Genomic DNA, 25403 nt, shown 5'->3' with positions numbered 1-25403 from the left:
AATAAATCGAATGAAATATTTGTGCGGGTGTAGTTAAATGGTATAACCTCAGCCTTCCAAGCTGATGTTGCCAGTTCGATTCTGGTCACCCGCTTTGAATTTATAAAAACTATGAAATGTGACTCATATTTAATAATTAATTTCATAGCGATACAATTTTTCGAGAGTCTGGGACATAATATGATTTCCCAGACTCATTTTTTATATTGTTAGTAGATAACTGAACCCAAAATACTTGTATCAAGCTTTTTAAAATCTGGTAAAAAGATTATATACAGGTATTTAAATATTTTTAACAGGTTATCTTTTAGGAGGCAGGCGATAAGGATCAATCTGATAAAGTTATTAGTCACACAAATGAAAAATATTAATAAACGGATATAAACCGCGCTTAAAACTGCTCATAAGAAAGTGATTTTAGCGCTCTTTTTAGCGAAATTATAAAGTGACTATGTAAAAATAATCCAGGAGGCGTTCAAATGCATTTAGGAGTCATACTCAACAGAGTTTTTAGAACACAAGATAATCCACTTTTTCATTATATAGAGAAGCATCAAAACGAGCTAAATAAATTATATTTTATCTTACCATTAGAAGATTTAAATGATGCATCAGCAGTAAAGCGTGAGTATTATTATAAAGTAGTAAAAGGGTTTCTAAATGCTTTAGAAAAGTATGATATACATCCCCATATTGTTACGTATGACAAGCTAGGTGACTTAGCTGATACATTGGGGTTATCTCACGTATTAGTAGCAAAAGATATTATGAGTTATCACAAAGACATATACGATTATCCTCATGTTAAACAAGCTTTTGAAAATCATCAAATTACAGTAATTGGGCAGCGCGTGAATCATTATTTTGAGCCAACAAAGACATTTAATAAACAAAATCAGCCTTATAAAATATTTACGAGTTTCTATAAAGCAAATCGTCAAGATTTAGTACATACACCTAAAAAAAATTATCAATTTAAGCATTTGGCCCAAATTGCTGAAAAGGGTTCAAATCAAAGTGACTTAAATTTTAAGAATAATAAAGATATAGAACAGTTAGCGCGCAAAGCATGGGGTGAATTTTTAAATGGTGATATAGCTCATTATGATAAATTGACTGATGATGTATCACTGGATTTTGTAAGTGGTTTAGGTAAATATTTAGCATATGGGTTGCTTGATATTAATGAAATTATAAATGACTTAATTGAAGGATACGACAGCAATGAAATTAGTTATGAATCTTTTATTAGAGAGGTTATATTCCGGGAATTTTATTATGTATTAATGACACAATATCCAGAAGCTTCCACTAAATCTTTTTCTGAGAAATATCGCAACATGAAATGGTCTTATAATAAAGCACATTTTGAAGCATGGAAAAAAGGACAAACTGGCTATCCAATTGTTGATGCTGCAATGATAAAATTAAATCGTACAGGATATATGCACAATCGTTTAAGAATGGTCGTATCACAATTTTTGACTAAAAATTTATTTATCGATTGGACTTGGGGGGAGGACTATTTTAGACAGTATTTGATAGATTATGATAATGCATCTAATGTACATGGTTGGCAATGGTCGGCATCAACTGGGACAGATGCAGTGCCTTATTTTAGAATGTTTAATCCTATACGTCAAAGTGAGCGCTTCGATGCCCAAGGGTATTTTATTAAAACAGAGCTAGAAATATTTAATGATGTGGCAAGTAAATATATTCATGATCCAACTAAATATAAAGACAATTTGCAAGAAATTTATCATATCGAAATTGGAAAAGAATATCCAGAGGCTATCGTGAATCATAAAAAAAGCAGAGATTATGTGATGGATAAGTTCAAACAATTTTGATATGTTATTCATTAAAAAGGAGTGATTTATTTGTTGAAAAATGAAATGCATGGTATTTATCTAACTCAAAATAACAATGAGGTTACAATCAATAAATTTAATGCAAGTTATCAGTATGTTATTTTAGAACAGATTAATAATTTACCTCAAAATGGATATGTCGTGTTTAACCATTTATATGCAAATCCTGGTTTTGAAGAAGATTTTGAGCGTGTTTTTCTAAATCGAGATATAAACCTAACAAATACTCAAGGATTTGAAAGTTTATTGTTTTTAAAACCATGCAGTACGAATGAACATTATGTAATCATAACTATTTGGAAAAACGAAGAATCATATAAACAATGGCAAGATTCTCAAGAATATAAAAACACACATCAAAAAAGAGGTACTAAAAAAGGAGCCGATCAAGCTATCGTAAACAGAAAGCTATCCTTTAATATTAGCTTAGAATTAAAAGAGTAACGATTATAAAGATGGTCACTAATTCGGAAAATAGAGTATAAATATTATAAAGTAGCCTTCAAGACTTTTGAATTGACCTTGCATACACACGGGTCTAATATTAGCAAAGAAGAATACGTATTACTGTATTCTATTAAGTAAGTAACGGAGGAATTTATGATGCTAAATGCTAAAGCGAGAGCTGTAAGTAGTCCGGATTCTAATTTTTTTGCAACAGAAATTACAAGAAGAGATCTTGATAAACATGATATTTTGATAGAAATTAAATATGCAGGAATATGCCATTCGGATATTCACACTGCACATGGAGAATGGGGACCAGTGAACTATCCTTTAGTACCGGGTCATGAGATTGCGGGTATTGTTAAAGAAGTTGGTTCTGATGTGAGTAAATATCAAGTAGATGACCGTGTTGGTGTTGGTTGTATGGTTGACTCATGCGGTGAATGTGAACATTGTCAAAATGGCGAAGAACAATATTGCTTAAAAGGAATGGTTGGTACATATGCAGGTACTGACAGATATGGTGAACCTACTCAAGGTGGTTATTCAACACATATCGTCGTACATGAAGATTTCGTACTACGTATTCCGGATAATATTCCTTTAGATGAAGCGGCACCTTTACTTTGTGCAGGTATTACAACGTATTCACCTTTAAATCACTGGAAAGCATACGAAGGTAAAAATGTAGCTGTTATCGGTATGGGTGGACTTGGTCATATGGCCGTTCAAATTGCACATGCAATGGGCGCTGACGTAACAGTATTATCACGTACATTAAATAAAAAAGAAGATGGCTTAAAATTAGGTGCTTCTCATTATTATGCAACAGCTGATGAGTCAACATTTGAAGAACTTGCTAACTCATTTGATTTAATTATTAATACCGTAAGTGCTAATTTACCAATAGATGATTATCTTAAACTATTAAGATTAGACGGTACGATTGTTAACGTAGGTGCACCAGCAGAACCCGTATCATTACGTGTAGCAAACTTAATAGGTCACCGTAGATCATTTGCAGGTTCAGCAATTGGTGGTATAAGAGAAACACAAGAAATGTTAGACTTCTGTTCAGAACATAACATTAGACCACAAATCGAACTGATTTCAGCAGATCAAATAGACGAAGCATATGAAAGAGTCTTATCATCAGACGTTAAATATCGTTTCGTAATAGATACAAGCACAATGTAATAACGAAAAAAGTGTCCATATGATGGGCACTTTTTTTGATTTAAGAGAGTTGTTAGTAACACTTGTGCCGAGTTTTGTAATTAAGGCGCCCGTTAATTACAGATTCCCTAACTTTTGTAATTAACTCTCCCAACAATCCCATAATACCCAACAAAAAATCCCCTGCTAACTCCAACGTTAACAGGGGATGATTTATTTATTAACTTTAAGATTCAACGACGTCTTCCATTTGGGCTTCGAATTCATCTAGTAATGCGCGTACTTCATCTGTTGTTTCTGTACTCATTAATTGATGCCTTAATTCGCTAGCGCCTCTCATGCTACGTACGTATATTTTGAAGAATCTACGTAAGCTTTTGAATTGTCTTGTTTCACTTGTTGCGTATTTATCGAATAATGTGAGATGTAATCTAAGTAGGTCTAGTAGTTCTTTACTTGTATGCTCACGAGGCTCTTTCTCAAATGCAAATGGATTATTGAAGATACCTCTACCGATCATAACACCATCGATGCCGTATTTTTCAGCAAGTTCAAGACCTGTCTTTCTATCAGGTATATCACCGTTAATTGTTAACAATGTATTTGGTGCGATTTCGTCACGCAAATTCTTGATCGCTTCGATTAATTCCCAATGTGCATCTACTTTACTCATTTCTTTACGCGTACGAAGGTGAATAGATAAGTTTGCGATGTCTTGTTCGAAGACGTGCTTTAACCAATCCCTCCATTCTTCTATATCATAATAACCGAGTCGTGTCTTAACACTTACCGGTAGACCACCAGCTTTAGCTGCTTGAATAATTTCAGCGGCACGTTCAGGTCTTAGAATTAAGCCAGAACCTTTACCTTTGCCTGCAACATTTGCCACAGGACAGCCCATATTCAAATCAATACCTTTAAAGCCCATTTCTGCCATTCCGATACTCATTTCTCGGAAATGATCTGGCTTGTCGCCCCATATATGTGCGACGATAGGTTGTTCATCTTCACTGAACGTTAAGCGTCCGCGAACACTGTGTATACCTTCAGGGTGACAAAAACTTTCCGTATTTGTAAACTCAGTGAAAAAGACATCCGGTCTCGCTGCTTCACTGACTACGTGACGAAAGACGATATCCGTAACATCTTCCATAGGTGCCAAAATAAAAAATGGACGTGGCAATTCACTCCAAAAATTTTCTTTCATAATATATTTTAACCTTCTTATTTATTAATTTATTAAATATTTATCCATGATGATATTACCATAAAAGTGCAACTTATACAAAAGGATATTTACTCATTTTAATGCAAATTATCTATCGTAACATCTAAACGTTTTGATACGTAAAGCATGCATTTTGACTTTATCATGTGCCTTTGTATAACATGATGATATTAGAGAAAGATTTCGAGGAGATGTCGTCGTGGAAGAGTTGAAACACCGGGATAAGACTTTGCTTATTACGATTTTGATGGTAGGGTCATTTGTGGCCATTTTGAACCAGACACTCATGACTACAGCCTTACCAAGTATTATGAAAGAAATGCATTTAACGAGCAGTACAGTACAATGGCTGACGTCTATATTTATGTTAGTGAATGGAATCATGATTCCCATTACCGCCTATTTAACACAGCGATTTACGACAAGAACGTTATACTTTGCAGCTTTAACATTCTTTATAGTAGGTTCTATTATTTGTGTTATAACGGATCAATTCAGTGTCATACTCGTAGGACGTGCAGTTCAAGCAATGGGTGCTGGGATTATGATGCCTTTAATGCAGACAGTCCTATTTCTTGTTTATCCAGCTGATAAAAGAGGGCAAGCTATGGGGATGTTTGGATTAGTTGTCAGCTTCGCACCAGCAATTGGTCCAACATTGTCAGGTTGGGTTGTTTCTCACTACAGTTGGAAAGTGATATTTTATATTTTATTAATCGTAGTCATTATAGACTTATTATTTGCGTTGAAATTCGTGAAGAATGTAACAGATGTTACGAAACCGAAGCTTAATAAACTATCTGTCACACTGTCTACATTAGGCTTTGCGGCATTGTTATTTGGCTTTAGCGAAGCGGGTAATTTAGGTTGGCATCATCCTTTAGTGTATTCAATGATTATTACAGGTATTGTCATCTTAACAATGTTTATCGTGAAACAATTAAGTATGACTGAGCCGTTTCTTAACGTACGTGTCTTCACCTATAAATCCTTTACGATCAATATGATTATTGTCTGTATCGTCTTTGTTTCATTTATAGGTAGTCAAACAGTACTGTCATTCTACTTACAAAATCTACACGGATATTCACCATTGATGTCAGGGTTAGCACTCATGCCAGGTGGAATTATAACAGGTTTACTTTCACCATTCACAGGTAAAATATTCGATAAATACGGCGGTAAGTTATTATCCATCATAGGCGTTTCAATCGTTGTAATTACATCATTTGCTTTCACACAACTTGATACACACACATCATTCGCTTATGTCACAATATTCTTTGCCATTTCACTCGCAGCAAATGCGATGGTCTTCAATCCATTAACAACAGCAGCATTAAATAATTTATCACGTGAATTAGTACCACATGGAACATCGATGAATAATACAATGAGACAAGTCGGCGCAGCAATGGGTTCAGCAATATTAGTAACAGTTATGAACACAGCAATTTTAAATCCACATGAATATGGAATAGAAGGATTAGTGCACGGCGTACGCGTCGCATACGTTGTTATATGTATCGTAGCAGTACTCGGCTTAATATTAGCAATTATCAACCCAACATCTAAAAAAGGCTATAAAGAAGCGTAGCGAAATGAAGCATATCACTAAACTGACAACCTCAGATTGAAAGTGATATGCTTGTTTTTATAGGGCGAGCAGTGTGATATCAGACAACCCTCAGACTGACTCTTGTGGGGTTTATAAGTAATACATAAGGAAATTTAGGTAAACATATTTTATACTTAAATCAAAATAACAGAATTGAGGTTATCGTAGTGAAGAAGTTATGGATTTTGGGGATGGGTATTATTATGCTGATGATCATTGTGATAATGACGAAACCATCTAACGAACATCATTCAGCAACAGTTAAATCAACAGACTCAACTTATATAAAAAGCCAAATACCGACATTATTTCTACACGGTTATGCAGGAAGTGCGAACTCTGAGAAATATATGGTTCAACAAGCGAAGAAAAAAGGTGTCACAAAAGAAGTCATCACAGCATATGTATCTGAAGATGGAAAAGTTGAATTAAAAGGCAAACTTAAAAAAGATGCGACGAATCCTATTGTACAAATAGAACTTGAAAATAATAAACAAGGTGATTTGGATCTTAATGCAGAGTGGTTTAAAAACGTATTAACGAAATTACAAACTGAATACGGCATTAAGAAATTTAACTTTGTCGGACATTCAATGGGGAATTTATCATTTGCTAAATATATGTTGAAATACGGGGATGATGAAACATTACCTCAGTTGAATAAAGAAGTGAACATTGCCGGTACGTTTAACGGTGTATTAAATATGAATGAACAAGTAAATGAAATTAGTGTGGATAGAAGCGGTAAACCAAGTCGCATGAACCCACCATATCCAGATCTACAACAATTGAAAAATATCTATAAAGGACAAGAAATAGAAGTATTAAACATATATGATGACTTACAAGACGGTACCAACTCAGACGGGCGCGTATCCAACAGCTCATCAAAATCGTTGAAATATTTACTAGGAAATAGTCCAAAAAGCTATAAAGAATCCAAATACGAAGGCAAAACAGCCCAACACAGCGAACTACATGAAAACAAACAAGTCGCGAATGAGATAGTAGAGTTCTTGTGGGGGAGGTAGGGTTCAATAATAATGAAATAGTGGAGCAATCTATGAAAGTAGGATGCTTTGCTATTTTTTAATAGACTAAAAATTAAAATTGAGATGTTACTGGAGTTGTTAGGATATTTACAGCAGAATAATGATAAAGCGAATAACAATAGAGTTATTGATTAGAGAGTAAGTAGAAATGTTTGAATTCTACTTGCACAGTTTTTTATATCTATTAAGTTGTTAAAGCATAGTTTAATCCCCTTTGCATAACAATAAAGTATTTGTGACTGCTATTACATTATCATCATCATGTTCAATATAAAGTATGCTCTTTTTTTCTTCATAATCTAGATTAAAGTACGTTGTCTCATCCATTTCCCAAGTTGCCAAATAACGTTCAAATTGAAGGTTATACCTAATTTCTAATTGTTTAATAAACATAGGTTTATTTTCGTCAGTAGATTTAAGTAATCCGAATTCTAAATCTTCTTCATCGTCTGCTATAATCAAATGATTGTTTAAAGGGAAAGTCTCATCAAATACATAAAGATAGTAAGCATCATTTGGAATATTGTTGATTGTATTTTCTATAAGAAAATTTGAAATCGTATAACTTGTAACTACTTCATCTTTATAAGTAATTTGTGGAACGTACAATTCAGCATAACCATCAAAATTATTAATTGTATAATTATAGTCTCTTAAAGCACCTTTAAATTTCCTTTTTAAACCTCTAATTTTTTTCATAAAACTCGTCACTCCTAATGATTTATTACATGTCATTAAAAATATTATATAATATTATTTATTTTATAGGCAGGCAATTTAGATTAGGCTAATTATTGTAGTATTTGTGTGGGAGAGGTAGGGTTTAATCATAATTGAATTAAGAAACATACCTAAAAATTTAGGCGTTTATGTAAGGATAAATAAGTAAAACATTACTCATTTATCCTTTTTTATGTCATTTTAATAAGCATAAATTATAAAAATTTACTCTTCCTTATGAAAATTTTAAAAAAGTGGATAAAATTATCACAAAATTGATAAAATAGAAGCTAATAGATGATACTTCAATAGGTGATAATTATGCGAAACTCGTTAAAGATAGAAAATATACAATATTCATTAGAAAATCTTAATAATTCAGTTCAAAAATGGCAAACTTCAATAGATGGAAAATATTTATTACGCTATCCAACTGTATACATAATAAATGATAAGAAACATGAAAATAACTTTGAAGTTTATGTTGGAGAAACAGCTGATATTAGAAATAGAACTCGTCAACATCTTAATGTAGATACAAAGTTAAAACCATTTTGGGAAGATTTCTCTACTTCTAGTAATTCTTCTATGTATGTTATTGGTCATGAAATGTTTAATAAATCATTAACACTCGACATTGAAAATAGACTGATGCAGTATTTATTAAGTGTGGATAATATTAGTAGGGTTCATAATAGTAGAACGAATCAACAGAATGAATATTATACATCAGAAAAACTTGATGAGATTTTTTCTGATATATGGGGAACATTAAATAAGAAAAATAAAGTCCTGTTTCCAATTGAAAGTATTATTAAAGATTCGGCAATATTTAAAGCGTCGCCTTTTCATAAATTAACACAAGAACAAATTAATGCTAAAGAAGAGATTCTAAATAAAATTAAAGAATCGATTATTTTAGATGAAGAAGGACAATTGCTAATCGTTGAGGGTGAAGCTGGATCTGGGAAAACAGTTCTAATGAGTACATTACTTTATGAGTTGAAGAAATATAATTTAAATTTAGACAAAGATTTAGATATTCATTTATTAGTAAATCATAATGAACATGTAACTATTTACAATCAAATTGCGACTAAATTAGGCATATCTAATAACAAGAAAAGTATTATTAATAAACCTACCAGTTTTATCAATAGTCATTCACCAGATGAAAAAGTAGATGTTGTTATTGTAGACGAAGCACACCTTCTGTTAACACAAGGTAAACAAAGTTACCGTGGAAAAAATCATCTACAAGATTTGCTAGAAAGAGCTAAAGTCGTCGTTATAGTTTTTGATATTAAGCAAATACTTACAACTGAACAAATATGGGATGTTGAAAAATTAAATGATTACTTTGAATGTGCAAAGAATAAAAATAATCATGTTACATTGAAAAATCAAATGCGCATTAATAGTGATGAAAAGACAGTGAAATGGATTAGAAATTTAATTGATAATAAAAAAATTAATGACATTCCTAGAGATAAAAAAGGATATGATATTAAAATTTTCGATTCACCCGAAGAATTAGAAAGTTGTATAAGAGAAAAAGCTCAAAATACAGACAGTGGTATTTCAAGAATGCTTGCTACATTTGATTGGCAATATAATAATAAGCCTCCTGAAAATGAAGACTTTTGGCGAGTCAAAGTTGGTAACTGGTCAATGCCATGGAATTATCAAATAAAGGTTAGTAGAAAACAGAAGAATTTACCATGGGTCGAACAAGATCAAACAATAGATGAAATAGGATCAACATATACAATACAAGGCTTAGATTTAAACTATGCAGGTGTCATAATTGGACCTTCTGTAAAATACAGAAATGGTGAAATTGTTTTTGATGAGAAAAGCAGTGCCAATAAAAAAGCAACACGTCGTAGAACGTTAGAAGACGGTTCAAAACAGCATTTCTCACAAATGCTTCTGAAAAATGAATTGAATGTTTTACTTACTCGTGGTGTAAATGGTTTATATATTTATGCAGTAGATGAGCAATTAAGAGAAGCACTAAAAAAAGCATCTAAAGGTGATAATAATGGATGAAAATAAAGAAATATTAAAAGAGATTAATCAGTTTAGAGATGAGCGTAATTGGAGACAATTTCATAATGAAAAAGATTTATCCTTGTCGATAAGTTTAGAAGCGGCAGAACTACTTGAGCTATTCCAATGGAAATCGTCAGAAGAAGTAGTAAGTAATAAGCAGGAGAGATTAGCAGAAGAATTGGCAGATGTATTAATATACAGCTATATGTTAGCAGACAACTTAGACTTTGATATTAATGATATCATTCGAAAAAAACTAAAAAAGAACGCTGAAAAATATCCTGTAGAGAAAAGTAAAAATAGAAATAATAAATATAATGATTTGTAAATAGGTGTGGTAGACAATTTGTAGTAAATATAAATTAAAAGATTGATTAATAAATATTGCCTGGGAAATGAATGATATAAGGTGGTTACAATGATGAATAAGTATTTCACAGAAGTAGAAGTTATCGAACAGCTTGTAAAGTTATATAAAGAAGCATGAAAGCCTACTTACCCTCATGAAAATTTATATCGAGGACGTAATCATAGTATATCAGGTATTGGAGAAGACTTGCTGGGTGCTTATTTGATTAGTAGATTGGAAGGTGTTCAAATCTTTATTGATCAACCTTTATCTATGATTGATAAATCTTTAAGTACAAGATATCCGGATTTATTAATTTGTGAAGATAATGTAATTAAGGATATACTTGAAGTTAAAATGGACTTAGGATATCAAAGGAAAGATTTTATAAATTATTGCCAAAAGAAAGAAGAGTGGATTTCAAATATCGTAGGAAAACAGTGTGTATTGTCTAGAAAGAGAGAAGACAGAATTCCTATGAATATAGCTGATGATATTAAATTTCATGTCGTGATTTACAGTGAAAACAATGGACCAAAGCGGTTTGATGAAGAAATCATGCCTATTATTAAAGAAACATGTCCACATATTGAAGTATATGTCCTAACAAGTGGGCAACACCCTAATTTAGCAGATGTTGATCTTGAAGGTATTAACATTAATAAAGATGAATTTGAAAGACTGGTAAATGCATTATAAAAATAGAACATCCTCAGTCTTTTTAAATGAATAGACCTCACATGCCCATATTGTTTTTTAGTTAAATTGAATGTTATGTTTATATGATATACTAGCAGTAATTAAGCATATATCGTTAGAACTAGGAGATTGTATTTTATGAATAAGCCTAAATATCAAGTAATCGCAGATGAGATTAAAAATAAAATTATTAACAAGGAATTACAGGTGGGTTCTTTATTACCTACTGAAAAAGACTTTCAAACTCGATATGGTGTGAGCAGATATACGATACGACAAGCTATGGAATTGCTTGTTGTGGATGGATATATAAAGAAGAGAAAAGGTTCGGGGTCGTATGTAAGTTACGAATTTTTAAATTCTAAAAAGAGTAATAACTCTAAAAAAATTGGTGTAATTGTAACGTACTTATCAGATTATATATTCCCGAGTATTATTCGTGGTCTTGAGACTGTGTTAAGAGAAAATGGATATTCGCTCATCTTAGCAAGTACGAATAACAATCATGCTGACGAACGTCAGTGTTTAGAAATGATGTTAGATCAAGGTATTAAAGGATTAATTGTTGAACCAACGAAAAGTAATGTATATAATCCGAATTTATCTTATTACTCTTTATTTAAGCAGCGCGATATACCGATTTTAACGATTAATGCTCAATATGAAGAATTGAACTTACCTTATATTGCGATTGATGATGTTAAATCAGGTCATCTTGCGACGAAATATCTTATAGATAAAGGACATGAAGATATTGCTTTAATCACAAAGATAGATGATAACCAAGGTAAGTTGAGAATGAAAGGTTACTTTAATGCTTTTGAAAATAATAATAAAGTCTTTAAGAGTGAATATATTTATACGTATGATACAGAAAGTAAAGTAACTGTGTTAGATCAATTTGTTGAGCATGTCGTATCGAAGCAAATTCAAGTTTCTGCCGTGGTGTGTTATAACGACCAAATAGCTTATTACATAATGAAGAAATTAACTAAAATGGGTGTGTCTGTTCCTGGAGATATTTCGATTGTAGGAGAAGATAACTCCGTATTGAGTAAATTGGAAGACGTTGATTTAACGACAACATCTCATCCACAAGAGTTATTAGGAGAGAAAGCTGCGAATTGGGTATTGAGTACGATAGAAACAGGTAAGGAACAACCTTCAGAATTACTGGATACTTATATTATAGAAAGAAGTTCCGTAAAATAATAAAATTATATAACTAACAAGCAAGTAGAGCTAATCTGTAAAAGGATTAGTTCTATTTTTTATATCATTATTTTACTTCTGAACAACTGATATTAATGGATTAATGCAGTTTAATATATACGGACAAAAATTATATTTATTTGACATGTACGGACAAATAAATTAAGATGTATTTGAAAACGATTACAGAAGAGGTGTTTACAATGCAAAATCCTAATACATTAACAGATAGTTCAGAGTTATCTATAGGAATAGAGTTAGGATCTACTCGCATTAAGACGGTAGCTATCGATGCACAGTTTAACACGTTGGCAACAGGTAGTTTTGAATGGGAGAACCAGAATATAGACGGTTATTGGACCTATTCAGTTAATGATATATGGGTAGGTTTACAAAAAAGCTATCAAGATATGGCGAATAATTTAAAACAAGATTTTAATGTGACTGTCCGTAAAATCAATAGTCTCGGGATAAGTGCAATGATGCATGGATATTTGGCTTTTGATAAACATGAAGACTTGTTAGTTCCGTTTAGAACTTGGCGTAATAATCATACAGTTGAAGCGGCAAAAAGATTAAGGACTCAGTTTAATTATAATATTCCTGAAAGATGGAGTATTGCACATTTATATCAAGCACTAATAGACAAAGAATCTCATATAAATGAAGTGAATTATATTACAACATTAGCAGGATATATTCATTGGTATTTAACAGGTGAGAAAGTATTAGGAATTGGTGATGCTTCAGGTATGTTTCCAGTTGATGTTGATCGAAAAATGTATAGAACAGATTTATTGGAAGAAGCAGATCTGTTACTGAATAAGGAAGGATTCCATAAATCAGTTATTGATGTACTACCACAAATTAAAGTTGCTGGTGAGAATGCTGGTTATTTAACAGATGAAGGCGCTCGTTTGTTGGATCCTGATGGTAACTTGGAAAGTGGATGCGTATTATGTCCACCTGAAGGGGATGCAGGGACAGGCATGGTTTCGACCAATGCGATAACGCCTCGGTCTGGTAATATTTCAGCCGGTACGAGTGCATTTGCCATGATTGTATTAGAAAAATCTTTAAATCATGTATACCCAGAAGTAGATATCGTTGCAACACCTTCTAGTAATGAAGTAGCGATGATTCATACAAATAATTGTACTTCAGAAATAAACGCTTGGATGAATTTATTCGAAGAGGTATTAAACTCTATGGGCGTTACTTTTTCATCAGATGAGTTGTACGGACAAATATTAAAAACTTCAGAGAATAGTGATGATGATTTAGGTGGTCTACTTTCATACGGATATGTTTCTGGTGAGAATATTACAAAAGTCGAAGTGGGTTATCCAATGTTTATTAGAGAACCGAATAACCAGTTTACACTTGCAAACTTTATGAAAACACAGTTATTTAGTGCATTTAGTACTTTGAAAATAGGAATGGATTTATTAAAAGATAATGAAGATATAGCAATTAATAAATTAATCGCACACGGTGGCATTTTTAAAACAGAAAAAATTGCACAAGAAGTTTTGAGTGCAGCTATGAATGCGCCAATAACAGTGATGAATCATGCGAGTGAAGGTGGTGCATGGGGCATTAGTGTATTAGCGAAATATGTAACAGCTCATGATGATATAACGTTATCGCAATATCTCGACGAATTTGTCTTTGCGAATGTAGATGAAACAACACTTGAACCTACATTACAAGCAGTTGAGAACTTTGATGCATATATCGAAAAGACTACAAAAGGTTTACCGATTGAACGACAAATATCAGATTACATGGAGGGTGGAGAAGATGCTAGAAAAATTAAAACAAGAAGTATATAAAGCTAATTTAGAGTTACCTCAAAGAGGATTAATCAAATACACATGGGGAAATGTTAGTGGATTTGATGAAGAAACAGGTTTGTTTGTTATCAAACCTAGTGGCGTTGATTATGACGAAATGCGTCCGGAAGATATGGTTGTTTGTAATTTAGATTGCGAAATTGTTGAAGGTGATTTAAATCCATCATCAGATATGCCAACTCACGCAGTATTATATAAATCATTTCCGAATATAGGTAGCGTAGTCCATACACATTCTCCTTGGGCAACGATTTGGGCGCAAGCAGGTATGGATGTACCAGCCATGGGAACAACACATGCAGATACATTTTATGGTTCTGTACCGTGTGCAAGATTTTTAACGGCTAATGAAATCAATGAGAATTATGAATATGAAACAGGTAACGTTATCGTTGAAACATTTAAGAATAGAGGCATTGATCCAAATGAGGTGCCTGCAGTATTACTACAAGGACATGCACCATTTGTTTGGGCTAAAGACTGTGAACATGCTGTTATGAATGCAGTTGTCTTAGAAGAAGTATGTAAGATGAACTTATTTACACAACAATTAAATGAAAATGCTTCAGTGCTACCTCAAGAAATTTTGAATAAGCACTATGAAAGAAAACATGGCGTGAATGCATATTATGGACAGAAATAAGGAGGAATTCTAGATGAGTACAGAAAAGAAATTTTGGTTTGTAGTTGGATCACAAGCACTATATGGTGATGAAGCTTTAGAGAAGGTAAAATCAGACGCGCAAGAAATGACAACATATTTAAATGAACATGCCGATTTACCTTTTGACATTGAGTTACAAAAACAGTTGGCAACGACTGCTGATGTGATAACGGATATTATGAAAGAAGCAAATTACAGAGATGATATTGCGGGTGTTATTACATGGATGCATACATTTTCTCCAGCAAAAATGTGGATTAGAGGTACGAAGTTACTTCAAAAGCCATTACTACATTTAGCGACTCAATTTTATGACAATATTTCCTGGGAAAAAATTGATATGGACTATATGAATTTACATCAATCAGCACATGGAGATAGAGAGTATGGTTTTATTAATAAAAGACTAGATAAACAGAATAAGATTATTTTCGGTCATTGGAAAGATAAAGCGACACAAGATGATATTAAATCTTGGATGCTTATAGCAAATGCCTATAATGAAAGTTTCAAACTTAAAGTAGCGCGCTTTGGTGATAATATGAGAAACGTTGCCGTTACTGAAGGCGATAAAATAGAAGCACAAATTCAATTTGGATGGACTGTAGATTACTTTGGTATTGGTGATTTAGTTGCTTATATTGAAGATGTGAAAGAAGAAGAAGTTCAAGATTTATTTGCAGAATATCAGAAGAAATATGACTTTGATTACAGAGATTATAATGAGGTGGATTTTAATCAATCAGTAGAAGAACAAATCAAATATGAAATTGCAATTAAACGTTTCTTAGATGATGGAGGTTACACTGCCTTTACTACTAATTTTGAAGACTTACATGGTATGAAACAATTACCAGGTTTAGCAGTTCAACGCTTAAATGAACAAGGATACGGATTCGCTGGAGAAGGCGATTGGAAGACTGCTGCACTTGATAGATTATTGAAGATTGCTACTCAAAATCAAGCGACTGGATTTATGGAAGATTATACGTATGACATGAGAAGCGATAAACAAAATATACTTGGTTCACATATGTTAGAAGTTGATCCTACATTGGCTGCTACTAAACCAAAAATTGTTGTAGATTTCTTAGGTATTGGAGATAAAAATGATCCGGCACGTTTAGTATTTGACGGTAAAGCTGGAGAGGGTATTGTTGTGACAATGTTAGATTTAGGTACGCATTATAAATTTATCGTTAATGAAATAGTAGCTGAATCATTAACAGAACCAGCACCTCACTTACCAGTTGCGAGAGTATTATGGAAGACGAAACCTTCTTTAGAAACGGGCGTTAGACGTTGGATTGAAGAAGGAGGCGGGCATCATACAGTACTATCACTAACTTTAAATTCAGAAGAAGTTGAGACGTTAATTAAGATGTTTGATGCAGAGTATGTTGTGATTAAATAAAGACTAACTGAAATAACATAGATGAATTTGAAAGTAAAAAGGGGTGGATGGGATTATGAAAACGAAAAGTAAGGTGTCTAATAGCTTTATTTATTTCTTTGGAGCATTTGGTGGTATTCTATTTGGTTATGATATTGGTGTTATGACGGGTGCGTTGCCTTTTCTTAGAGAAGATTGGGGTATAAATAGTGGCTTTATTATAGGACTAATAACATCTTCAGTTATGCTAGGTGCCATATTTGGTGGTATCTTAGCAGGGAGACTATCTGATAAATTAGGTCGTAGAAAAATGATCTTAATTTCGGCAATAATATTCGTTGTTGGATCAATATTATCTGGTATTGCACCACATAATGGTAACTATTTCTTAATTATTTCTAGGGTCATCTTAGGTTTAGCTGTAGGGGCAGCTTCTGCTTTAGTACCTGCATATATGTCTGAGATGGCACCAGCAAAATTAAGAGGTCAGTTATCTGGTTTGAATCAAACGATGATCGTTTCAGGTATGCTCTTATCTTATATTGTCGATTTTTTATTAAGAGATTTACCTATTGAGTTAGGTTGGAGATTGATGTTAAGTATAGCTGCAGTTCCAGCAATCATTCTATTTTTAGGTGTATTAAAATTGCCAGAATCACCAAGATTTCTAATTAAAAATGGCAAGTTTGAAGAAGCCAAGAATGTATTGATGAATTTACGTAAAACAAAGCAAGTTGATGTTGAACTTGAAGAAATTAGAAGTACGATTATAACAGAAAGTAAAGTAACGACAAATAATACATTAAGCACTTTATTTAATAGTAAATATAAATATTTGGTTGTCGCTGGTCTAGGTGTCGCAGCATTTCAACAATTTCAAGGTGCAAATGCTATTTTCTATTACATTCCATTAATTGTAGAACAAGCGACAGGTAATTCAGCAAGTTCTGCATTATTATGGCCAATCATTCAAGGTGTGATATTAGTACTAGGATCATTATTATTTATTTGGATAGCAGATAAATTTAATCGTCGAACATTATTAATGTTAGGTGGAACAGTGATGGGATTGTCATTCATATTACCGACTATTATTAATGTTATTATGCCAAATGCTAATCCAATCATCATTGTAATATTCCTAAGTATTTATGTAGCATTCTATTCATTCACATGGGCACCATTAACTTGGGTAATTGTTGGTGAGATATTCCCATTATCCATTAGAGGTTTAGCTTCAGGAGCAGCTTCATCACTAAATTGGCTAGGATCATTTTTAGTTGGCTTATTATTCCCGATTATGACTGCATTTTTCCCACAAGAAATCGTATTTGCGATATTCGGCATAATCTGTATATTAGGCGTAGTATTCGTTAAAAAATGTGTGCCTGAATCTCGAGGAAAAACATTAGAAGAAATCGAGAAATTCTCTGGTCCAGAAAGTAAAGTTAACCTGAAAAATGTTAACGTCGAACGTAGTTAGATTAATAGAACAAAGCAGAAGAATTTCAGTAAAACCTGATGTTCTTCTGCTTTTTATATTTTATGACTTATTTCACTAGGTTTTATTCCTACTTATCATTAAATTTTTCTAATACGACTTTAGCTGTTTCACTGACTACTTTGTCGTTTGGTTTATCTGTCTTGCCTTCTTTGTTTGTGAATATAACTAGTACAATTGGTTTTGATTCACCTTTAGGGTATACAAAAGCAACATCATTTCTTGATGCGTAAGTGATGGCTTGTCCACTCTTATCTGCTACTTTAAAATTCTTTGGTGCACCTTTTTTAATTAAAGTATCTCCACTTTTATTATTAATCATTAAGTCGATTAAGAATGTTTTATTTTCTTTTGATAAACGACCATCGTTGATAAGTTTATTGAGTGTTTTTCCGAAAGCTTGTGGTGTAGATGTATCTCTATTATTCTTTGGATCATAATTGTTTAATTCAGGTTCCATTCTAGAAGGCTTAGTAGTCTTATCATCTAATGATTTTAGCCTTTTATTAACTTCTTTATAGCCACCTAATTCTTCAATAATCATATTATTAGCAGTATTATCACTGTATAACATCGTTGCTTCGATTAATTTTTTGATCGTGATATCTTTATTGATAAATTTTTCTAATACAGGCGAGTATGGCACAATGTCTTCTTTACTAACATGAACTTTCTTATTTAATTTATTGTGAGGTATCTTTTCAAGTAACATGGCACTACTTACGGCTTTGAAAGTTGAAGCATAGGCAAATCTCTTATCTTCATTAAAGGTAATTTCTTTATCAGTTGCAGTATTTAAAGCATAAACACCTATATTAGCATCATATTTATCTTCAACCTTCTTCAAATCTTGCGTTGTCGCATCAGCAGTATTGCAGGCGCTGAGTAACAAAATAGATGCAATCATTAATATCAATTTCTTCATTACGTATACCTCCTTAGACTTGGTATATATACTATCATATTAATAATATGATAGTGTGAACAATCTTCCCTTTTGACTTACACATGCTATACGTGGTATATAATAATCATTGAAACGATTTGTTAAGGAGAGACGACATGGAAGACAAGACGATGGAGGTATTTAAGAGGGGTTCGAAGTTATTAAATATTCTTCAAGATGAGAAGCGCCAACAAATTCTTGTTCTATTATGTAGAGAAGAACAACTAACGGTTAATCAAATTACTCAACGACTTACGATATCACGTCCTGCTGTATCTCATCATTTGAAATTAATGTATGAAGTGGGCTTGTTGACTGTTGAGCAAGTTGGATTGGAAAGATATTACCGTTCTGATTTAGACGATGCGTTACTTTGGTTGAAAGAACTGACAGCTTCTTTAGAAGAAAATATTAGAAATAAAGAAAAAGCGTAAAATTTTTAGCCTTTATGTTTATGTGTTTAAACCTATCAAAATAATAAAAAAGGAGCATTGGATATGCAAACAATCTTAGGAAGTAACGGACAAATTGGGCAAGAAATTGCTAAAGAAATTTACAGAAATTATACGAGAGATATACGTTTAGTAGGGAGAAAGCCAAAGAAAATTCATGATACAGACGAGTTAGTAGCTGCTGATTTAATGAAATACGAAGATACACTTAAAGCAGTGGAAGGTAGTGAAATAGTCTATTTTGCTGTTGGTTTACCTGCAAATTCAGAAATGTGGGAAGAACGCTTTCCAGTGATTATGGAGAATGTCATTAAAGCATGCCAAGAAACAAATACGAAACTCGCATTCTTTGATAATACTTATATGTATGAGAAAAACGATAACGTACAGGTTGAAGACAGTCCACTTGTACCAGAAGGTCGTAAATCACAAGTACGTGCGGATATAGCTGAAATGTTGTTATCAGCTATGAAAGATCAATCTATTAATGCTGTTATTGGTCGCGCTCCTGAATTCTACGGACCAGGATTGACGCAAAGTTTTACCAATTCATTAGTATTTAATCGTGTGAAAGCAGGTAAACGTGCATTAGTACCGGTTAATGCTTCTGTATTACGTACACTTATATGGACACCTGATGCGAGTCGTGCCTTAGCATTGCTCGGTAATACACCAGATGCATACGGCGAAACTTGGCATTTACCAACAGATAATAGTGTGTCTTATAAAGATATTTTGAAAAAAGCAGAGAAAATCTTAAATAAGAAAATTAAGTATATGACAGTACCAATGTGGGTATTTAAATTAGGTAGTCTATTTAACCAACAAGTTAAAGAACTTACTGAATTATTACCAAGATATCAATATGATAACGTCTTTAAATCCGATAAATTTAAAGAAAGATTTCCTAATTTTAAAGTGACAACTTATGAAGAAGGCATTAAAAATATTTTAAAAGGAGAATCGTAATATGAAGAAAATCATGATTGTTAATACAAGTGCAGAATATTATGAAGGAACACGTAAACCAACAGGACTGTGGCTAGGTGAACTCGTTCATTTTTATGATTATTTTAATTCAGAAGATTATCAAATCGATTTGTTTAACATAAACGGTGGTGAAACACCTATTGATCCGGTGAGTCTAAATCCACTAATGTTAGATAAAGTAACAAAGGCTTATTATAACGATCATACTTTTATGGAGAAGCTTAAAAACAGTCCATCTATTCGTGAAGCGAATCCTGAAACATACGATGCCATTTACTTTACCGGCGGACATGGTGTGATGTTTGATTTTCCAGATAATATGTATATTCAAGATGCTGTTAATGAAGTATATCGTCACGGTGGCGTTGTCGCAGCAGTGTGCCAAGGCATCGCAGCATTATTGAATGTGAAAGATGAAAACGGCAGATACTTTATCGATCGTAAACAGATCACAGGATTTTCAAATGCCGAAGAAATATTAGCTAACCGTAAGCGCCTTGTACCATTTATGTTAGAGAGTGAACTTAAAGTCCGAGATGCAAAATACAACAAAGCAAAAGTACCATTCAGACCATATGTACAAGTAGACAACAGACTCGTTACAGGACAGAATCCACAATCACCAAAGCAAGTCGCACAAGCCGTTTCACGCATATTGAGTGGAGAAAAGAAGTAGCGCAGGAAGACTGAGGTTAGTGTAAGAGGGTGTAGTTGTTGGACATGGAGCTGTAGCAAAAGCGCACGAAGACTGAGAGATATCGTGCAGTTGGGGTTAAAATCGGGCAGTATCGCACGAAGACTGAGAGATATCGTGCGTTAGGGGTTAAAATCGGGGGGCAAACGCACGAAGACTGAAAGATATCGTGCAGTTGGGGCTAAAATAGGGTCGTATCGCACGAAGACTGAGAGATATCGTGCGTTATAGGGTGAAATCAGGCCATATCGCACGAAGACTAAGAGATATCGTGCGCTAGGGGTTAAAATCGGGTCCAAACGCACGAAGACTCCAAAGATATCGTGCGCCCCTCAACCATCAATATAGACAAAAGCCGAGACGTTCGCCGTCTCGGCTTTTTAATAATACAGGGCATTACAACTTCAATATAATGAATATAATGAGATTTAGAAAAATTCAACATGAATAGGAAATTGAACTATATATTAATACGTTGTTGTTCATATCTATTGTCTTTAAATGGAACGCCTAATTGGCTTCTTAATGTTGTAGCATCATAGTTTGTTTGATAGTATCCTTCTTTTACTAAGATAGGTATAACATTTTCTACAAACTCTTTATATACAGTACCAAGTATATGAGGTGTTAAAATAAAACCATCTGCCGCTTCTTCATCAATCCATTCTATAATCTGATGTGCTACTTGTTCATATGTACCAAAAAATGATGAACGTCTTGTTGTTTCTTCTAATGCCACTTCTCTTAAAGTTAAATTATTTTCACGTGCTCTTTTTTTGATAGATTCAGTCGTAGAACGAAAACTATTTTTACCAACATCACCTAATTCAGGAAATGGTTCATCTAATGGATATTGTTTAAAATCATGATGGTCATAATATCGACCTAAATAATCTAAAGCTTCATCTACAGTTACAAGATTTTGAATATATTTATATCTTTCTTCAGCTTCAGCTTCAGTTGGTGCTATTATTGGAGAAAGTGTAGGATATACACCTACTTCTTTTGGGTTCCTACCAAGCGCTTGTACTTTTGATTTAATATTTTTATACTTTTCTTTAGAACTTTCAATATCTATAGCATTTGTGAAAATTGCATCTGCATATTTAGCAGCAAATTCCACTCCTTTGGAAGATGATCCCGCTTGGAATATAAGGGGTTGACCTTGTTCTGATCTACTTATATTTAATGGACCTTTAACTTTATAATATTCACCGTCGTAATTGAGTTCGTGCATTTTATTTGTATCGACATATTCACCTTTATTCACATCACGTGTAAATGCATCATCTTCGTATGAATCCCAAAGTCCTTGCACAACTTCTAAATGTTCTTTTGCGATATCATATCGTTTGTCGTGTTCTGGGTGCTCACCTTTATTATAATTATCGGCACTACCTTCTAAAGGTGACGTTACAATATTCCAACCAGCACGTCCATTAGATAATTTATCTATTGTCATCAACTGTCTTGCAATAGTAAATGGTTCGCTATATGTAGTAGATATTGTTCCAACCAAACCAATTCGTGTCGTAACAGAAGCAAGAGAAGCTAGTAAAGTAATCGGTTCAAATCGATTTAAAAAATGTGGAATAGATTTCTCATTAATAAATAAGCCGTCTGCGACAAAAACGAAACTGAATCCAGCATTTTCAGCACGTTTAGTAATATCAATATAGTGGTCAAAGTTAACACTTGCATCACTTGGTACTTCATCTGATTTCCATGCATGCATGTGACCACCTGGACCATGGAGCATTACACCAAATTTTATTTTTTTACTCATATAATCTCCTCTTTCTCTTTAATATTTAATTGGTTTTTAGGGGATAAGTGAAGAATGGTTTGTTTTCTTAATTTATGATCATTTACAGGTATATGTAACATAACTTCATCAATTAAACCTAAGTGGTTCAATTCTTCAATTTGTTTATTTACTTCATATGTACTTCCTTTTATAATTTCTGTTTCGACTTCTTCAACTTCAAAAGAATCAAGTGTCTGTGCTTTAAACTCTTCTACCTGTTCAAGTGAACCTAAATTTAAGGATTTCCCATTATGAAAATGAATTCTATAATTCTTCATAGAGTCTTTTACAAAGCGTTCGTCTGCATCATTATCAATAATAACAGTTGCTATGGCTACAATAATCTTCCCATCAGGGTATTGATTCTTATATATTTTAAGAGCTTGATCTAAATTTTCTTGATTAGCATTAATAAAATGTGCAAATATGAAATTGACTTTTTCACTAGCAGCAAATGATGCCGTATGTTCACTGCCTCCAAGTAAATATACATTTGGTGGGTTCCAATTATTTTCTTTTTGAGTTGTTTTAATATTTGACCATTTATGTGATGAATCAAAATCTCCAAGATTAAATTGATTCAATAATTTAAACTTCTCATCAAAATTTTGTTTCCCTTTTTCTAATTCATATTGAAGTATTTCAGTAGACAATGGTAATCCACCGGGTGCTTTACCCACACCTAAATCAACACGATTTGGTGCCAATTGATTAAGTAAGTGAAATTCCTCTACAACTTTAAAAGGATTGTAATGCTGTAACATAATACCACCAGTACCAATATTGATTTTTTCTGTTTTTGCTAATAAATGGGCAACAACTATTTCTGGTGCAGTACTTACAAGATTATTTGTATTATGATGTTCAGCTACGAAATAACGTGCATAACCAGTTTCTTCTGCAACTACTGCTAATTCTATAGCGTGCTTAAGCGCCTGCTGTGCAGTTCCATTATGTGAGATTGGCACTTGATTAAGGATACTAAAATCCATCTTATAAACCCCCTTTTAATTTTCTGAAAATTGAATATGATAGCAATACTAAATACAATATGCTTTTATGTCAAGTATACATATCTAATTACTCGGAATTAATAAAACATTAAATTTAAGACGGTTATGTATTAGGCTCATTGTTATTTATCCGTAACACTAGCAACGTCAAGACTAGCTATTTGTTTAAGTAAGATTGTTTTTTAAAATTTTAAAAAATTCAAAAAATAACTATTGACACAAAGTTGCGCAAGTTGTAATGTTTAAAACATACTAAATCTATCGGAATAGTATAAATAAATGTTTTAAACTATATTTCGAACAAATAGGAGTGAATAAAATGAGTCATTATAATATTAGGTTAGCAACATATGGAGACTGGGATGAATATCTTTCTCTTATTAAAGAAGCATACTTACCTTTGAAAGAACTTGGCATTGATTGGCCATCAGTTCGAGTAGATCTGGATGCAGCAAAAAAGAATCTTGAAAGTAATTCTACATATGTATTAGAAAAAGATGGAGAAATTGCATCAACAGTTACGATTAGATTTCCATGGGAGTCTGCAGAATTTGATTCACGATATCCATTCATTTGGTGGTTTGCTACTAAACCCAAATTTAAAGGACAAGGCATAGGTAGAACCTTATTAGATTATGTTGAAAATGACATTTTAAAAAATACACTAAAGTCACCGGCACTAACTTTAGGAACTTCTGCAAAAAAACATCCATGGTTATTGGATATGTACATAGGAAGAGGTTACAAAGTTTATGAAGAAATTGAAACTGATTACGATGATTTAGTTGTACGAATGTATAAAGAATTAATACCTCATTCATTTGATAAAACCTTACTACAACAATAATTATTGGAGGTCTCTATGAAAAAATTATTAAGCTTAGTTATAACATTTGCATTACTTATAGCACTTTCAGGATGCTCTGCTAAAAGTAAATCCAAAGTCGAAACCATTAATGTAGGGACTGGAACACAATTCCCTAACATTTGCTTTATAGATAAAGACGGTGAATTAACAGGTTATGACGTCGAACTTGTTAAAGAAATTGATAAACGATTACCTAATTATAAATTTAAATTCAAAACAATGAATTTCTCAAATTTATTAGTAAGTTTAGGGCAAAATAAAGTCGATATGGTTGCACATCAAATGGAAAAAAGTGATGAACGCTCAAAAAAATTCTTATTTAATGAAACGCCTTATAGTGTGTTTCCTTTAAAACTTTCGGTCTTAAAGGATAACAATGAAATCAAAGATCCTAAAGACTTAAAAGGGAAAAAAGTCGTCGTTTCTGCATCTAGTAACGCCGTACCTGTTATTAAAAAAGTTTCTAAGAAACAAAATGATAACTTTGATATTGGATATGCTGGACAAGGTTCTAATGACACAGCTAATCAATTAAAAACAGGAAGAGCTGATGCAACAGTCACAACACCTTTTGCAGTTGATTTCCAGAATAAAACGAGCCCAATTAAACAAAAATCAGTAGGACCAGTATTATCTAACTCTAAAGTTTACTTTATGTTCAACAAGCAAAATAAGCCTCTCAGTAAAGATGTAGATAAAGCACTAAAAGAAATTAAAGAAGATGGTACGCTAGAAAAATTAAGTAAGAAATGGCTTGGTGAAAACTATGCTAAATCTTCTTATTGATTA

The 25403-nt window shown here is 32.8% G+C and carries 23 protein-coding genes and 1 tRNA gene; 19 read left to right on the top strand and 5 right to left on the bottom strand.

All coding sequences use genetic code 11. The features are described 5' to 3' along the window. The first annotated feature begins 23 nt into the window (after positions 1-23). The 4 genes from ACJTHF_RS12260 to ACJTHF_RS12245 all read left to right on the top strand — a co-directional run bounded on the left by ACJTHF_RS12260 (position 24) and on the right by ACJTHF_RS12245 (position 3518). Positions 24-94 (top strand) — tRNA-Gly (locus ACJTHF_RS12260). Positions 95-479: 385 nt separating this feature from the next. Next, positions 480-1853 (top strand): cryptochrome/photolyase family protein, encoded by a 1374-nt coding sequence (locus tag ACJTHF_RS12255; protein ID WP_058590965.1) that lies wholly within the window; start codon positions 480-482, stop codon positions 1851-1853. A 21-nt stretch (positions 1854-1874) separates the two neighbouring features. Beyond that, on the top strand, positions 1875-2318 hold the full coding sequence (locus ACJTHF_RS12250; protein WP_232157004.1) for an antibiotic biosynthesis monooxygenase family protein: 444 nt from the start codon (positions 1875-1877) through the stop codon (positions 2316-2318). A 159-nt stretch (positions 2319-2477) separates the two neighbouring features. Continuing rightward, the gene (locus tag ACJTHF_RS12245) at positions 2478-3518 is read left to right on the top strand and encodes an NAD(P)-dependent alcohol dehydrogenase (protein ID WP_058590963.1); all 1041 of its coding nucleotides are present in this window, start codon (positions 2478-2480) and stop codon (positions 3516-3518) included. A 205-nt stretch (positions 3519-3723) separates the two neighbouring features. Here ACJTHF_RS12245 and ACJTHF_RS12240 read toward each other — a convergent pair whose 3' ends face one another. Then, complete coding sequence (locus tag ACJTHF_RS12240; protein ID WP_025904672.1) at positions 3724-4704, bottom strand: tRNA dihydrouridine synthase; 981 nt, start codon at positions 4702-4704, stop codon at positions 3724-3726. Positions 4705-4924: 220 nt separating this feature from the next. Between ACJTHF_RS12240 and ACJTHF_RS12235 the strand changes: the two genes are divergently transcribed. Together ACJTHF_RS12235 and ACJTHF_RS12230 are read left to right on the top strand one after the other, a co-directional pair. Next, positions 4925-6322, top strand: coding sequence for an MDR family MFS transporter (locus ACJTHF_RS12235; RefSeq protein ID WP_078355398.1), 1398 nt, complete (start codon positions 4925-4927; stop codon positions 6320-6322). A 188-nt stretch (positions 6323-6510) separates the two neighbouring features. After that, positions 6511-7374: an alpha/beta hydrolase gene (locus tag ACJTHF_RS12230; protein ID WP_182679470.1), complete on the top strand. Its 864-nt coding sequence runs from the start codon at positions 6511-6513 to the stop codon at positions 7372-7374. Positions 7375-7599: 225 nt separating this feature from the next. On the opposite strand, the gene ACJTHF_RS12225 is transcribed toward ACJTHF_RS12230, so the two are convergent. Next, positions 7600-8094 carry a hypothetical protein gene (locus ACJTHF_RS12225; protein ID WP_232157003.1) on the bottom strand — a complete coding sequence of 165 codons (495 nt, stop codon included), beginning with the start codon at positions 8092-8094 and terminating at the stop codon, positions 7600-7602. A 342-nt stretch (positions 8095-8436) separates the two neighbouring features. Here ACJTHF_RS12225 and ACJTHF_RS12220 point away from each other — a divergent pair, with 342 nt between their 5' ends. From ACJTHF_RS12220 to ACJTHF_RS12185, 8 genes are all read left to right on the top strand, one after another. After that, a complete protein-coding gene (locus ACJTHF_RS12220; protein WP_058590961.1) occupies positions 8437-10167 on the top strand; it encodes a DUF2075 domain-containing protein in 1731 nt (576 codons plus the stop codon). Beyond that, positions 10160-10498 carry a nucleotide pyrophosphohydrolase gene (locus ACJTHF_RS12215; RefSeq protein ID WP_058590960.1) on the top strand — a complete coding sequence of 113 codons (339 nt, stop codon included), beginning with the start codon at positions 10160-10162 and terminating at the stop codon, positions 10496-10498. The genes ACJTHF_RS12220 and ACJTHF_RS12215 overlap by 8 nt, the downstream gene beginning before the upstream one ends. A 243-nt stretch (positions 10499-10741) precedes the next feature. Continuing rightward, the gene (locus ACJTHF_RS12210) at positions 10742-11218 is read left to right on the top strand and encodes a hypothetical protein (RefSeq protein ID WP_232157002.1); all 477 of its coding nucleotides are present in this window, start codon (positions 10742-10744) and stop codon (positions 11216-11218) included. Between the two features lie 138 nt (positions 11219-11356). Next, complete coding sequence (locus ACJTHF_RS12205; RefSeq protein WP_048540358.1) at positions 11357-12430, top strand: GntR family transcriptional regulator; 1074 nt, start codon at positions 11357-11359, stop codon at positions 12428-12430. Positions 12431-12633: 203 nt separating this feature from the next. Further along, on the top strand, positions 12634-14265 hold the full coding sequence (locus ACJTHF_RS12200; RefSeq protein WP_107609259.1) for a xylulokinase: 1632 nt from the start codon (positions 12634-12636) through the stop codon (positions 14263-14265). Beyond that, positions 14234-14929: an L-ribulose-5-phosphate 4-epimerase gene (locus ACJTHF_RS12195; protein WP_078355394.1), complete on the top strand. Its 696-nt coding sequence runs from the start codon at positions 14234-14236 to the stop codon at positions 14927-14929. The genes ACJTHF_RS12200 and ACJTHF_RS12195 overlap by 32 nt, the downstream gene beginning before the upstream one ends. A 13-nt stretch (positions 14930-14942) precedes the next feature. After that, entirely contained in the window at positions 14943-16364 is a 1422-nt protein-coding gene (gene araA, locus ACJTHF_RS12190) for an L-arabinose isomerase (RefSeq protein WP_107609258.1), read from the top strand. Between the two features lie 55 nt (positions 16365-16419). Beyond that, positions 16420-17826 carry a sugar porter family MFS transporter gene (locus ACJTHF_RS12185; protein WP_107609257.1) on the top strand — a complete coding sequence of 469 codons (1407 nt, stop codon included), beginning with the start codon at positions 16420-16422 and terminating at the stop codon, positions 17824-17826. 88 nt (positions 17827-17914) lie between these two features. Here the strand turns inward: ACJTHF_RS12185 and bla are convergent, their stop codons facing one another. Beyond that, positions 17915-18769 carry a BlaZ-like penicillin-hydrolyzing class A beta-lactamase gene (bla, locus tag ACJTHF_RS12180; protein WP_058590955.1) on the bottom strand — a complete coding sequence of 285 codons (855 nt, stop codon included), beginning with the start codon at positions 18767-18769 and terminating at the stop codon, positions 17915-17917. 137 nt (positions 18770-18906) lie between these two features. On the opposite strand from bla, the gene ACJTHF_RS12175 reads away from it, so the two are divergent. The 3 genes from ACJTHF_RS12175 to ACJTHF_RS12165 all read left to right on the top strand — a co-directional run bounded on the left by ACJTHF_RS12175 (position 18907) and on the right by ACJTHF_RS12165 (position 20908). Beyond that, positions 18907-19224, top strand: coding sequence for an ArsR/SmtB family transcription factor (locus ACJTHF_RS12175; RefSeq protein ID WP_058590954.1), 318 nt, complete (start codon positions 18907-18909; stop codon positions 19222-19224). Positions 19225-19287: 63 nt separating this feature from the next. Next, the gene (locus tag ACJTHF_RS12170; protein WP_119469394.1) at positions 19288-20211 is read left to right on the top strand and encodes an NAD-dependent epimerase/dehydratase family protein; all 924 of its coding nucleotides are present in this window, start codon (positions 19288-19290) and stop codon (positions 20209-20211) included. Position 20212: 1 nt separating this feature from the next. Next, a complete protein-coding gene (locus tag ACJTHF_RS12165) occupies positions 20213-20908 on the top strand; it encodes a type 1 glutamine amidotransferase domain-containing protein (protein WP_232157001.1) in 696 nt (231 codons plus the stop codon). A 478-nt stretch (positions 20909-21386) separates the two neighbouring features. Here ACJTHF_RS12165 and ACJTHF_RS12160 read toward each other — a convergent pair whose 3' ends face one another. Beyond that, positions 21387-22712: an LLM class flavin-dependent oxidoreductase gene (locus ACJTHF_RS12160; protein WP_058590951.1), complete on the bottom strand. Its 1326-nt coding sequence runs from the start codon at positions 22710-22712 to the stop codon at positions 21387-21389. Further along, entirely contained in the window at positions 22709-23725 is a 1017-nt protein-coding gene (locus tag ACJTHF_RS12155) for an MsnO8 family LLM class oxidoreductase (RefSeq protein WP_058590950.1), read from the bottom strand. Before ACJTHF_RS12155 ends, ACJTHF_RS12160 begins: the two co-directional genes overlap by 4 nt. A gap of 340 nt (positions 23726-24065) precedes the next feature. Between ACJTHF_RS12155 and ACJTHF_RS12150 the strand changes: the two genes are divergently transcribed. Further along, a complete protein-coding gene (locus ACJTHF_RS12150; protein ID WP_058590949.1) occupies positions 24066-24593 on the top strand; it encodes a GNAT family N-acetyltransferase in 528 nt (175 codons plus the stop codon). Between the two features lie 15 nt (positions 24594-24608). Beyond that, the gene (locus ACJTHF_RS12145) at positions 24609-25400 is read left to right on the top strand and encodes an amino acid ABC transporter substrate-binding protein (RefSeq protein ID WP_058590948.1); all 792 of its coding nucleotides are present in this window, start codon (positions 24609-24611) and stop codon (positions 25398-25400) included. Positions 25401-25403: the final 3 nt, after the last annotated feature.

The sequence above is a fragment of the Mammaliicoccus sp. RAM2 genome, assembly GCF_045897195.1.
GTDB classification, from domain to species: Bacteria; Bacillota; Bacilli; order Staphylococcales; family Staphylococcaceae; genus Mammaliicoccus; species Mammaliicoccus sciuri.
The sequence above is the reverse complement of the archived record's forward strand: the minus strand, read 5'-3'. Positions and strand labels throughout refer to the sequence as shown.